13 protein-coding genes and 1 pseudogene are annotated in these 12,365 nt (G+C 61.1%); 10 read left to right on the top strand and 4 right to left on the bottom strand.

Features of this window, described 5'->3' with window-relative positions:
• Positions 1 to 578 (bottom strand): HlyD family secretion protein (locus tag AC01FP_RS13845; protein WP_474481027.1); only part of this gene is annotated, 578 nt, incomplete at its 3' end.
• Between the two features lie 298 nt (positions 579 to 876).
• Positions 877 to 4,890, bottom strand: coding sequence for a magnesium chelatase subunit H (locus tag AC01FP_RS13840; RefSeq protein WP_474481025.1), 4,014 nt, complete (start codon positions 4,888 to 4,890; stop codon positions 877 to 879).
• 107 nt (positions 4,891 to 4,997) lie between these two features.
• Here AC01FP_RS13840 and dapB point away from each other — a divergent pair, with 107 nt between their 5' ends.
• From dapB to AC01FP_RS13815, 5 genes are all read left to right on the top strand, one after another.
• Positions 4,998 to 5,852, top strand: coding sequence for a 4-hydroxy-tetrahydrodipicolinate reductase (dapB, locus tag AC01FP_RS13835; RefSeq protein WP_474481023.1), 855 nt, complete (start codon positions 4,998 to 5,000; stop codon positions 5,850 to 5,852).
• Entirely contained in the window at positions 5,852 to 6,499 is a 648-nt protein-coding gene (locus tag AC01FP_RS13830) for a hypothetical protein (protein ID WP_474481022.1), read from the top strand. Before dapB ends, AC01FP_RS13830 begins: the two co-directional genes overlap by 1 nt.
• An 82-nt stretch (positions 6,500 to 6,581) precedes the next feature.
• Complete coding sequence (locus AC01FP_RS13825) at positions 6,582 to 6,839, top strand: high light inducible protein (RefSeq protein WP_094559328.1); 258 nt, start codon at positions 6,582 to 6,584, stop codon at positions 6,837 to 6,839.
• A 103-nt stretch (positions 6,840 to 6,942) separates the two neighbouring features.
• Positions 6,943 to 8,115, top strand: coding sequence for an FAD-dependent monooxygenase (locus AC01FP_RS13820; RefSeq protein ID WP_474481020.1), 1,173 nt, complete (start codon positions 6,943 to 6,945; stop codon positions 8,113 to 8,115).
• A 28-nt stretch (positions 8,116 to 8,143) separates the two neighbouring features.
• Complete coding sequence (locus AC01FP_RS13815; protein ID WP_254936162.1) at positions 8,144 to 8,353, top strand: DUF2949 domain-containing protein; 210 nt, start codon at positions 8,144 to 8,146, stop codon at positions 8,351 to 8,353.
• Here AC01FP_RS13815 and AC01FP_RS13810 read toward each other — a convergent pair.
• A complete protein-coding gene (locus AC01FP_RS13810; RefSeq protein WP_474481029.1) occupies positions 8,344 to 8,868 on the bottom strand; it encodes an adenine phosphoribosyltransferase in 525 nt (174 codons plus the stop codon). The two genes, AC01FP_RS13815 and AC01FP_RS13810, sit on opposite strands and share 10 nt — an antisense overlap.
• 41 nt (positions 8,869 to 8,909) lie before the next feature.
• Here AC01FP_RS13810 and AC01FP_RS13805 point away from each other — a divergent pair, with 41 nt between their 5' ends.
• The 5 genes from AC01FP_RS13805 (at position 8,910) to AC01FP_RS13785 (ending at position 11,665) form a co-directional block, all read left to right on the top strand.
• Complete coding sequence (locus tag AC01FP_RS13805) at positions 8,910 to 9,452, top strand: DUF3038 domain-containing protein (RefSeq protein ID WP_474481018.1); 543 nt, start codon at positions 8,910 to 8,912, stop codon at positions 9,450 to 9,452.
• A 19-nt stretch (positions 9,453 to 9,471) separates the two neighbouring features.
• A complete protein-coding gene (locus AC01FP_RS13800; protein ID WP_474481016.1) occupies positions 9,472 to 10,098 on the top strand; it encodes a DUF4335 domain-containing protein in 627 nt (208 codons plus the stop codon).
• 116 nt (positions 10,099 to 10,214) lie between these two features.
• Positions 10,215 to 10,463, top strand: coding sequence for a hypothetical protein (locus AC01FP_RS13795; RefSeq protein ID WP_474481014.1), 249 nt, complete (start codon positions 10,215 to 10,217; stop codon positions 10,461 to 10,463).
• Positions 10,460 to 10,825: a hypothetical protein gene (locus AC01FP_RS13790; protein WP_474481013.1), complete on the top strand. Its 366-nt coding sequence runs from the start codon at positions 10,460 to 10,462 to the stop codon at positions 10,823 to 10,825. The genes AC01FP_RS13795 and AC01FP_RS13790 overlap by 4 nt, the downstream gene beginning before the upstream one ends.
• A 549-nt stretch (positions 10,826 to 11,374) precedes the next feature.
• Positions 11,375 to 11,665, top strand: coding sequence for a hypothetical protein (locus tag AC01FP_RS13785; RefSeq protein ID WP_474481012.1), 291 nt, complete (start codon positions 11,375 to 11,377; stop codon positions 11,663 to 11,665).
• A gap of 330 nt (positions 11,666 to 11,995) precedes the next feature.
• On the opposite strand, the pseudogene AC01FP_RS13780 reads toward AC01FP_RS13785, so the two are convergent.
• A pseudogene (locus AC01FP_RS13780) lies at positions 11,996 to 12,365 on the bottom strand (hypothetical protein); the annotation flags it as partial.

The following is a 12,365-nucleotide window of genomic DNA, read 5'->3' as shown; positions in this document are numbered from 1 at the left end:
TCAGGGTCAAGAGCCCCCATTTTGACTAACTGACGATATCGCTTCTCTTGTTGTTGGTAGCGTCTTTCCATCCCTTCAAGATCTTGAAGTTCCTTTCCACCTGTTTGAACATCATTCCGTAACCGTGCAATATTTGCTTGAGTTAGGTTGTATAGCTGAGTCTCAATTGCTAAGATTTCACTGTTGATCCTTTCTAATGCAATCAAAGTGGATTCTTGCTTGGTTTCTTCGCTCCTACTGGCTGTCACTCTGACTAAGACTTGTCCTGCATTAAACATTTCACCAGTTCCAAGTGGTTCGCTCGCAACTTTTCCCTGCATGGGACTTCTTATATGAATTACATCTCCTGTGATATAAGCTTCTGCGGCTGTGCGGCGTAGGCTGATCATTGTAAAAGCACTTGCTGCAAGGCCAAGCATGCAGATTCCCGCAACCTGCCTTAATCGTATTTTTAACTTTTCTCTGCCCTGCATCTTCGTGAGCAAGCCTTCAAGGCTGTACTTTGCGGTTTTATGTCTTTCAAATTCATTTTCGTTTTCTTGAAATCTTTTGTCGGTTTTGTTCTCGACTGAAGCCACTGGGATTCTCACTTGGCTACTCAGTCTATTTTCATTCACCTACTGTAAATAAAAGATTTTGTGGCAGGTCCGCCCCATATCAGCTGCTCCCCAGTCAGGGGCTTTAGAGGATTCAAATCATGTGGCCTAGTGTTCGCGAACAGAAAAACTTACTAAAATTAAAAAATCTTATGGTGCTGAAATAGCCCTGCTATAAAAGAGATTTGGATGCGAATCACTAAAGTGTCTTTCTGATTGTGCACTTACTTTGCTTTTTGGTTATTCGTGATTCAATTTAATAGCAGTAGTTGCGCTCTGATTATTGAGCAACACCTTCAATCCGGTCTTCGATCTCCTGATAGATCTCCTGCAACTGAGCGATATTTTCATCGCTGGTTTCCCAGTAGCCACGGCCATTGACTTCCAGCAGGGTGCCCACGATGCGGCGGAAACTGTGGGGGTTGAGCTCCATCAGCCGCTTGCGCATCTCCGGGTCGTTGATGAAGGTGTCATTGGCATCCTCATACACAAAGTTGTCCACCGCGCCGCTGGTGGCACTCCAACCCAAGGTGAAGTTGAGTCGTTTGGCTACCTCTCGCACCCCCTCGTAGCCGCTATTAAGCATGCCCTCATACCACTTGGGGTTAAGCAGCTTGGTGCGTGAATCGAGGCGAATGGTTTCGCTCAAGCTGCGCACCTGGGCGTTGGCAGTGGTGGTGTCGGCGATGTAGCTAGCAGGAGCCTTGCCGTCATCGCGCAGGCCCGCGATCAGCTTGGTGGGGTCGGAATCGAAGTAGTGGCTCACATCGGTGAGTGAGATTTCGGCGGAATCCAGATTTTGGAAGGTCACATCGGCCGTCTTCATGGCTGATTCGAACACTTCGCGGTTCTGATTCATCTCGCCCGGGTTGTCTGCGTTGAAGGCAAATGTTTTGCGGGAAAGGTACATCTCCTGCAGCTCGTTCTCCTCCTCCCAGGTGCTGTTTTCCACCGCCAGGTTGACGTTGGAGCTGTAGCTGCCGCTGGCATTGGAGAACACCCGCGTAGCCGCATCCCTCAGCGAAACGCCTTGGGCCGCCGCCTGCTCCAGGGCGTGACGGCGCACGAAGTTCATATCAAGGGGCTCATCGGCCTCAGCTGCCATCTTGACGCCTTGATCGATCAGGCCCATCTGGTTGATGAAGAGGTCACGGAATACGCCGCTACAATTCACTACAACGTCGATGCGGGGCCGGCCCAGCTCTTCTAGGGAGATCAGCTCGAGCTTGTTGACCCGGCCAAGGGAGTCGGCCACCGGCCGCACGCCGATAAACCAGAGAATCTGGGCCAGAGATTCGCCATAGGTTTTGATGTTGTCAGTGCCCCAGAGCACGCAGGCGATCGTTTCGGGCCAGGCACCTTGCTCAGCCTTTTGGCGCTCGATTAGCCGGTCCACCACCACCTTGGCGGCAGCGATTGCAGCGCGGGTGGGGATCGACTGGGGATCGAGGGCGTGGATGTTCTTGCCGCTGGGCAGCACGCCGGGGTTGCGAATCGGGTCGCCGCCTGGGCCAGGCAGCACGTATTCGCCATCGAGGGCCTTAAGTAGGCTCTGCATCTCCATATCGGCGCAGATCTGCTCAAGGCAGAAGCGCAGATAGCTAAACAACTTGTCGAGCTCGGCTTGATCAAGCCCAGAGAAGCCGGCGCTGCGGCAGGCGCTCAGCCAGGGGCTGGGCAGCTGGAAGCCAAATTGCTCTAACAACGCAAACAACCAAGCGAAGTTTTGACGCAGGGTTACCCTGCCATCGGCTCCGGTTACTGCCTTCACCATGGCGCCTACCGCCGCGCGACACACCTCGGTGATCGTGCGATTGAGCTCCACATCGGTTAGTACGCCGTCGTCGTTGCCCTTGTAGATGTCGGCAATCGTGCGGCCCCGACTCTCGGCTAGCAGTGCCGGCAGGGAGCGCAACCCATCTTCCTCGCGCTCGAGCGCCGCAATATTCACCAGGGTTGCGATTGCCTCCTCGGCGGTAGGTGGCTTGCCGATCGTGTGCAGGCCGCAGGGCAGTAGCCGGCTTTCGATCTCCATCAGCTGGCGATACACCGCACCCACTACGCCATCGCGACCGTCGAGGCCGATCTCTGAGGCATCTAGCTCTGGTATGGAGACGTCCTTATCGAGATTGCATTGGCGCGCTGTTTCCACGATCGCGTTGACGATCTGCACGCCCCGGCTGCTTTCACGCAGCTGCTGGTAGCTGCCAACCAGCTCGCCCAGCTCCTTGAGGCCCCGATACAGGCCGGCGTTTTCGGCTGGTGGAGTGAGGTAGCTGATCGTGGAGGCATAGCCCCGTCGCTTGGCGATGGTGGCTTCGCTCGGATTGTTGGCGGCGTAGTAATAAAGATTTGGTAAGGCGCCGATCAGGGAATCGGGGTAGCAGGTTTCGCTCATGCCCATCTGCTTGCCGGGCATGAACTCCAACGAGCCGTGGGTGCCGAAGTGCAGCACCGCATCGGCCTGCCACACCTTCTCCAAATAGGTGTAGTAAGCGGCAAAGCCATGGTGGGGGCTGGCACTGCGCGAATAGAGCAGCCGCATCGGGTCGCCCTCGTAGCCAAAGGTGGGCTGGACGCCTACAAATACGTTGCCGAAGTGGCGGCCGTAGATCAGCAGGTTGGTGCCGTCGCTGTTCAGGTTGCCGGGGGGCTTGCCCCAGTTTTCTTCAAGCCGCTCGGAATAGGGGGTGAGCCGCTCGTATTCCTCCACGCTCATCCGGTGGGCGATCGCCAGCTCCGGGGCTCCCTGGAGAGCCTCGGGGTCGTTGATCACAGCCTCCATCAGCGCCTTGGAATCCCGCGGCATGTTTTGCACGTCGTAGCCCTTGACCTGCATCTCCTCGAGCACCCGGAAGATCGAACCGAACACATCCAGATAGGCAGCTGTGCCGACGTTGCCCTTGTCTGGGGGGAAGCTGAACACGGTGATCGCCAGCTTCTTCTCGGCCCGCGGCTTGACCCGCAATGAGGCCCAACGAATAGCCCGCTCGGCTATTGCTTCCACCCGGTCCTGCAGGGTGTGGGCCTTGCCGGTGGCATCGTCGCGGCCGCTGAGCACTATTGGCTCAATGGCGCCGTCTAGTTCGGGGATGGCTATTTGCAGGGCCACCTGCACTGGGTGCAGACCTAGATCGCTCTCCTCCCACTCCTGGGTGGTTTGGAACACCAACGGCAACGCCACCATGTAAGGGCGATTCAGCTTTTTCAATACCTCAATAGCCTTGGGATGGTCCTGCCGGGCTGGTCCACCCACCAGGGCGAAGCCGGTGAGTGACACCACCCCATCAACCAATGGCGCGTCAGGGTTGAGCGGATCGAAGAAGAAGGCATTCACCGGCTTGGTGAAATCGAGCCCGCCACAGAACACAGGAATTACGGTGGCGCCGCGATATTCCAGTTCCTGAATGATCGCCACGTAGTGAGCTTCATCGCCGGTGACGATGTGGCTGCGCTGCAGCACTAGGCCGATCACCGGACCCTTGCGGGCCTGCTCGCTGAGGTCGCCGCGGCTGGAATTCCAATTCAAATATTCCTTGAGGTCTTCGAACATCCCCGGTGCCAGCGGGTGCCAGATACCCAGGTCGGGGAATACCTCGGGCTCGGCGACAAACACCGCAGCGCGGTCAGCCGCTTCTCCGGAGCCACCTCGGGGAAAGACGTACTTGTCGGCCAGCATCAACAGAAAATTCCTGAGGTTGTCTGGCGTTCCGCCTAGCCAATATTGAAAGCTCAGCATGAAAGAACGCGCGTCTTGCGCCTTTTCCACCGGCAGGTATTTCAGAACCGTCGGCAAGGTGTTGAGCAGCTTCAACATCGCGTCTTGGAAGCCAGCGCCGCCTGCCTCCTTGCGCTTCTTCATGAAGCTTGCAATGGCACTTTTGCTTTGGCCCAGCTGGGCCATCGAGAAGGTGCCGAGCTTGTTCAGTCGCATCACCTCCGGCATGGAGGGGAACACCACGGCTGCCTTAAGCCGATCACGGTGGGGAGCAACCGCTTCCACCACCTTCTGGGCCAAATCTTCAATGAAAATTAGCGAGGCGATGAACACATCAGCCGCTGCCACATCGGCCTGGAAATCGGCGTAATTTTGGGGGTCGCGCAATTCCTCAATCAGGTAGCCGCTCAGCTCGATCGCCAGGGGGCCGTTCTGGGCATTGAGCGAGTTGGCGGCCTGGGTAAGGGCGTTTTGGTACTGGGGTTCGAGCACCACATAAACGGCCTTCATCACGGCCCGGCCGTTCACGTCGCCGGGCGTAACGCGGCGGTTGGTGGAGCGAACCTGCGTGAACATGCGCGCGGATGAAGGGTTATGGGCGAATCTACGGATGTATCAGCCTTGATGCGAGGTATGGCCCCGCATGCCCCGCATAGGCTCGCTGCCAGCGCTTCCAGAACACCATGGCTCCTGCACCCGATCCTGCCTCTGGGGCAACCATCCCCGTGGTGGTGGCCGGTGCCCTGGGCCGCATGGGCGCCGAGGTGGTGCGGGCCGTGCTTGCGGCCCCCGATTGCACCCTGGTGGCCGCCATCGACACCACCCCTGACAAAGAGGGGGCTGATCTGGGCTTGGAGCTCGGCCTAGGCGAATTGGAGCTGGCGATCACCAGCGACTTCGAAGGGGCCCTATGCCAAGCCAGCCAGGCGGCACGGCAGGGCGGGGCTGCGGTGCTGGTGGATTTCACCCACCCCTCGGTGGTCTACGAGCACACCCGCGCCGCGATCGCCTACGGCGTGCACCCAGTGATAGGCACTACGGGCCTCTCGCCCGGGCAGCTGGCTGATCTGGCCGGCTTTGCCGATAAGGCTTCGGTGGGCGGTGCCGTGATCCCCAATTTTTCAGTTGGCATGGTGCTGCTGCAGCAGGCGGCGGCCGCCGCCGCCCGCTTCTACGACTTCGCCGAGCTCACCGAACTGCACCACAACCGCAAGGCCGATGCCCCCAGCGGCACCTGCATCAAAACCGCCGAGCTGATCGAGGAGCTGGGTAAATCCTTCAACCCCCAGCAGGTGCAAGAGCACGAAACCCTGGCCGGCTGCCGCGGCGGCCTGCGCGACAGCGGCCTGCGCCTGCACTCGATTCGCTTACCGGGGCTGGTGGCCCATCAAGAGGTGATGTTTGGTGCTCCCGGCGAGACCTACACCCTGCGCCACGACACGATCGAGCGCTCCGCCTACATGCCCGGCGTGCTGCTCACTGTGCGCAAGGTGCGCCAGCTGAACGGCCTTGTTTACGGACTGGAGCGGCTGATCTGATGCTGCTTCCCCTGCGCCCCGGCGAGCTGCTGCGGCTGATCCCGGCTGTGGCCACTGGCCCCCAGTTCAATGCTTGCACTGGTAATCCCCGCAAGGTGCTGCAGCGGGTGCTGATCTCGGTGATCGGCGCGGTGATTGCCTTGCTAATCAGCCAGACCCTGTTGTTTTCCAGCCAGTTCGGCCCGGTCTTCCTGGTGGTGGGCTTTGTGTTTGCCCTCTACCTGCTCTGGGGACCGATCCTTGAGGCGGGCCAGAAAAATTCCACCTTGCGCCGTTATCCGGCCGCAGCCCTGTTTGAAGGCCAGATCGCTGACCTTTACACCCGCGAAATCGTGGAGCAGCGCCGCGAACAGGCCAACAACGACGGCCGCCTGGAGCTGGTGGAAAACCGACGCACCTGGCTCACCCTCGAGCTGGAGGACGAGGAGGGCTATCTCGGCAAGGTGCGCTTCCCCTTTGAAAAGAAGCACCAGCAGATTCGTGCCGGCATGGTTGTGCGGGTGTTGGTGCTGAGTGAGCGCAAGGATTTCTCGCAGGTGGGGGCCATTAGCGATGCCTGGTTGCCCCAGCTCAAGCTTTGGGTTGGCGAATACCCTTTTCTGCTGCGACCGGCCTTCGAGGAGCTCTGCCTGAAGCGGTTCCGCTGAGCCAGGTGAAGCATTTTCCCGGAGCCGCAGTTACAAGCTGCAATATTGCGTTACACTTCTCTCAAGCACCCGTCAGGCATCCATGACTCAGACCACCCCCTCGATCGAAGCTGCCACCATCCGCGGCGCCACCGTTACTACAGAAGACGGCGGTCGCCTCAACGCCTTCGCCACCGAGCCCCGCATGGAAGTTGTTTCAACCGAAAGCGGCTGGGGCTTCCACGAGCGCGCCGAGAAGCTCAATGGCCGTATGGCCATGCTCGGCTTCATCGCCCTGCTTGCCACTGAATTCGCCCTGGGTGGTGAGTCCTTCACCCGCGGCCTGCTTGGCATCGGCTGATCTTCCGGCTCTCGCCCCGGCCTGAGCCTTTGCTACACCAATTGCCGCAGCTTTATGGCTGCGGCTTTTTTGTGCCCGATCCCCGGGCTGATCCGCCATCGCCATGGTCGAGTCCAAACCGGTTCTGAGGGCCCTGGTGAATGGGGCGGGCCCCACCGGTGCCCTAACGGCCCTTGCCCTGGCTGACGCTGGCTGGCAGGTGCAGATCAGCGATCCCCTGCCCGCTGCCATGCTGCTCGAGCGCAGCCGCGCCTACGCCTTCACCCATTCCAGCCAGCGCCTGCTGGAGCAGCTGGGGCTGTGGCCAGCTGTGCAGGCGGTGCTGGTGCCCTTCCGCTCCCTGCAGCTACTTGATCTGGCCACCCAGCGCCAGGTGCCTTTCTGCTTGGCGGATCTGGGCTCGCGGCGGGCGGCGGCACCGGCGGCGGCCGTGGGCTGGGTGGGTCAGCACCGGCCGCTGATGACCCTGCTGCTGGAGCGCCTGAGCGCCCATCCCGCCATCACCTTGGAGTTGGGCACGCCGCCGCCGCATGTCGCACCCAAGCAGCCGCCGCCCGACCTGATCGTGGCGGCCGACGGGCCCCACTCCCCCAGTCGCGAGGCCCTCGGCATCGGCGTGTTGCAGTGGGCCTATCGCCAAAACTGCCTCACCGCCCTGGTTCAACTCCGCGGCAGCGCCGACGACCAGGCCTGGGAGCTGCTGCGGCCCGAGGGGCCCTTTGCGGTGCTGCCCCTAGGCGCTGGTGTGTTTCAGCTGGTTTGGAGTGCCCCAGCCCAGCGCTGCCGCCAGCTTGAAAGCCTCGGCGATTCAGCCTTCCTTGATGCCCTGGCCGGTGCCTTGCCAGACCAGCTGCAGCCCGATGCCCTGCTCGACGATCCGCGCGCCTTCCCGGTGGCCCTGCTGCTGGCCCGGCGCCTGCACCGCGGCCACACGGTGCTGGTGGGGGAGAGCGGTCACCGCTGCCATCCAGTGGGCGGCCAGGGGCTAAACCTCTGCTGGCGCGATGTGGCCACCCTGCATCGCCTGGCCCAGCGGGCAGCGGCTGGGCGGCTGGCGGTGCACCGCTTACCGGCGGCCTATGCAAGGCGTCGTTGGCCGGATTTGCTGCTCACCCTGCTGGCTACCGATTTGCTGGTGCGGCTGTTCTCAAATCGCACGCCCCTACTGCTGCCCCTGCGCCACCTGGCCCTGCTGCTGCTGGCCAAGCTTGCTCCCCTGCGCCAGCTGAGCCTGTCCGCCATGACCGATGGCCCTTGTCAGCTGCTTAAGGGCTGATAAGCATGGGCTATCCGGGGCCGTCAGCATGGTGATCAGCACCAGTTCCCAGCCGCCACCTTCAGCGGCGCTGCTGCGTCTGCTGCGCCATCAGTTTGGCCTCAGTGAGAGCGCCCTGGCCCTGGGATTGCGCCAGGCCCAGCAGGAGCAGGCCCCCCTGCCGGTGGTGCTGTGGCGCTTCGGGCTGATCAGCCTGGAGCAGTTCGATGCCCTGCTGAGTTGGCAGGCTCAGGAGTAGATGATCAGCGACTCGACGGGCTGATCTTCAGGCAGCTTGCGGCGCCCTTCCAGGGCCGCCAGTTCGGCCACGAAGCCGAAGCCGCACAGCTCACCACCAGCTGCAGCCACCAGCTCGGCGCAGGCCGCCGCGGTGCCGCCGGTGGCCAGCAGATCGTCAATGATCAGCACCTTGGAGCCATCGGCCAGGGCATCGCTGTGGATTTCCAGCCGGTCGCTGCCGTATTCGAGGGCGTAGTCCACCCCCGTAACTTCCCCGGGCAGCTTGCCGGGCTTGCGCACTGGCACAAAACCCAATCGCACGGCGGTGGCAAGGGCGGTGCCCACGATGAAGCCCCGCGACTCAATGCCCACGATCAGATCTGGCTGCAGCCGCTCGCAGACGGCGCTCAGCTGACGGATTACCTCCTGCCAGCCCTCCGGGTCGCGCATCAGCGGTGTGAGGTCGCGAAACAGGATGCCGGGCTTGGGAAAATCAGGCACATCGCGCACGAATTCCCGCAGGTCTGGGGCCATGAACGTGACGGTTGGGTGCACTTACTGGCATCATCGCAGCCATGCCCCTGGATTCATTCGCTCCCGAATCGGCCCCCCGGCTTCCCCGCCGCGGCCTCGAACGCCTCGACCTGCTGTTGCTCAGCGCCGAGGCTCTCGACCTCAACGGCGGTGAGGCAATGGTGTGGATGAGCGAGCAGATGGGCTTCACCAACCTCTTCCCCAACCGGGTGGAACTGTGGAAACGCCGCTGCACCAACCCCCTGCGCCGCAACACTCGCCGCGAGGGTCTAGAGCCAGCTGAAACCGACGCCCTGATCCGCATTCTTTGCGCCTTGGCCGACCGCCTCTACCCCCTGCTGCGCGGCCTGCTCTCCAGCGCCGAGCCACCGCAAGTGCTCAGCGAGCGTTGGAACCTATTCCGCAGTCGCCTGGCCGATCTGGTGCGCCAGCGCATGAACCTCCGCCGTGGTGGCGTGCAACTGTTGCTCGATCCCGAGGAGGGTGCCCGCCAGTCGCGGCTGCTGATCCAGGCCCTGGCCCTGGGCGCCGGTGTGGGTGGTTTTGAGCGGCTGCGCGCCAGCCTGTTGGATGCCCAGCCATGACCCAGCACGTGAGCCTGCCATGAAGCAAGTACTTCAGTTCGACCAACTCAGCTGCCGCCTCAAGGTGGAGGGTTTGCCGGATGTGTCGGTCGGCCAGAGTGGTCAGAGCATCGGCATCATCACGGGCTGGAGCCTGGCCTGGGTCGGCCGCCCCGAAATTGAGGGCCGCAAGGAGCATTTGCTGGCCCTGATGCAGGTTGTGCTGCCCTATGCCCGCTACCTGATCAGTGGCGTGCCGCGTCGCTTTGGCGCCGAGCCCGAGCCAGTGGAGATAGGTCCGCAGCCCGAGGGCGGCCATGCCCTGTTGTTGCGTAGTAGCCAGCCCGACACTCCCCCAATGCAGCTCAAGCTCGACGATGCCGAGCTTGCCGACCTCGTGCGGGTGCTCGATCAGTTGCGCCTCGACTCGCGGCTGCAGCTGCCCCTGGAGCTACCGCCGCCCCTGCCCCTCAAGGGCCGTGAGCTGCTGGAGCGCCGCCCCCTTGCCCAGCGCCTTGCAGCACCGCTGGCAGGGTTGCTGGCTGTGGCCGTGGCCTCAGGACTGGGGCTGCTGATACCAGATCCCAAGCCTGGTCTCGACCCGTCACAGCGGCCAGCTGCCGCCGAGCCGGCTAAGGGAGCAGCCCCGGTCCCGCCGCAGCCCTGAGCTCGCCGTTCTGATGTCCCAGCTAGCGAGGTCTGCGCTATCTACCGATCAGCTATTGACGTAACCGGCGATCTGGTCAAACTTGGACGGGCCTGACTAGATGGGACATTGGAGCCATGGCGACGATGACCTGGTCGGAATTGCGGATTCGGGTAGCCCGGCTGGGAGCCTCCCTTGATTTGGTTGTGCGCAGTGATCCGGAGGTTTGCGGACTCAGTGGCGAGAACTTTCGCCTCTCTCTCCACCACGGGGGGCAGGGGGATTGCACCGTGGCAGAACTCTCCTTGATCGACTGCCCTAACGAGTTGGTGCTGATGGAATTCGAGCGCTGGATGCGTGGCGCCGGTTACGACCTCGAGGTATGACCTCCCCCCGTCGCCGAGCCCTGCAGCTGCCCACCACCGGTGCATCGACACGACGGGTGTTTCGCCGCCGCAACCGTCCTGCTCGCTGGCGTCAGGCCGGTGTCGCCCTGCTGCTCGGTGCCGCTGGCGCTGGGCTGCTACTGGCCTTACTGCAGTTGCCAGACCGCTTCGATACGTTCTTGCTGCTGAGCACCGCCTTGGCCAACTTGATCGGCGGGGCGCAGCAGGCCCTTTGGGGGCTGGTGCAGTTGCTGGCTGTGGTGTTGCTAGTGCTTGCGGCCATTGCTGCTCTGGGCTTGGTGGTTGCGGGGATTGTCCGTCTGGTGCGAGCCCTGTGGCCCCAGCCCAGCCGCCGCGGCTAGCTCCGGAGATTGTCAACTATGGGCAAACACAAGAAAACGGATAAAGGCAGCAAATCGAGCAGGCCAGAGCCACTCAAACCCGCAAGCCCCCTAAAGGCGAGGTTCATTCGCCCCGCAACGAGCAGTTCTTTGTGCCTAACCAATACCCCTAACCATTTAGGCGCGCAAACCAGAGTCCAGCCAGCTGGTAGGAGCTCCATAGGAACGCCAGCAGGAATATCCAGTTCAGCCAGGGCGGACGCTGGGGACTCTCGGGGGCCATGGCGGGCTTGCTTGGTTTGCAGGCATTCAGATTCGCACCGCAGGCTTTTGACCGCCATAAAAAAGCAGGGATTACTCCCTGCCTGATCACCACTCCCCTCATGGCGCTCCCTTTGATTTTAGAAAGTCAGGTCAGCCGCCCTCGGAATCCACCGGTTTTCCACTGCATCACGCACCATTAAGCATCCTGGCCTGTCACGCATCGTGACGCTCTTGAGTGGAGCGTAGGCTTCTTGGGCAAAACTCAATATCATTCCCACACCTGTCTGATCTGGTCGGGGCCTAGTGATGGGAAACCCAATCAGTTTTGAGCTATTCCTAGAGCGGGCCCGATCCCGTTTCGGGGGGCAATATGACTATTCAGCCATCGTTTACAAGAGCTACAAGACCCCAATCAAGATCCGCTGTACTGCCCATCCGGTTAAGGAGATTTCCATCACCCCCGAGAAGCATCTGCAAACCACTGGTGGATGCAAATACTGTCTGCGAGAGAAACGCATCTTCTGCTTAGAGCGCGAGCTGAACCGGGCCAGTGCCGATCGATCAGTTGAGGTGCCTGTGCTCAGTCCCCAGGATTGAAGGCATTTTTCATCATATAGGGGGCAATTTGCGGTTTCTTGTTTGGGCTATCCTGGGATTCGGAGGCTACACGCAGCTCTACATGTTCCACATCTGTGCCCACCAGGTGAAAGATGTCGCACTGGCGATGGTCCACGCGGATCGTTGAATGATTCGGGATGCTCGTGGCTCGTTCTTTCTCGGGTCAGGGCCACATTGCAGCCAGGTTTCCTCACAATGGGCCCACTGCACTTTCAGGCGGTTTTGATCGAGGTGGCTTACTTCCGCCCCCAGGGCCTGGAGTGTGTCCTGATGCGGTTGTTGCATGCTCAACGCCGGCGCTGCGGCAGCTCAGACCACAATTACGTCGAGGCTTGAATAGTGGGGCACCCACTGCAGTATCTCCCGAGCTTTGCTGGCATCGCAGATTCTCCAGGCGGGCTCGTTTTCGCGGCGTCCAACGTCTTGTAAGCTTACCTCTGTCTGGGTGATGCGTTCAACGGCGTGAATAACTTCCAGCAATGAATAGCCAGTTCCGGTGCCCAGGTTAAATGCCGTGCTGCAGCCGCCAGCTAGAAGATAATTTAAGGCACTGATATGAGCGGCAGCAAGATCACAGACGTGCATAAAGTCTCGTACGACTGTGCCATCGGGTGTCGGGACGTTCATGCGAATGGGTAGCTGCATGTGTGGATTGGTACAACCACCGGCACCGCCACAG

It is taken from the genome of Cyanobium sp. NIVA-CYA 375 (assembly GCF_056108345.1).
Note: the sequence above shows the minus strand (reverse complement) of the source record. Positions and strands in the feature narration are given on the sequence as shown.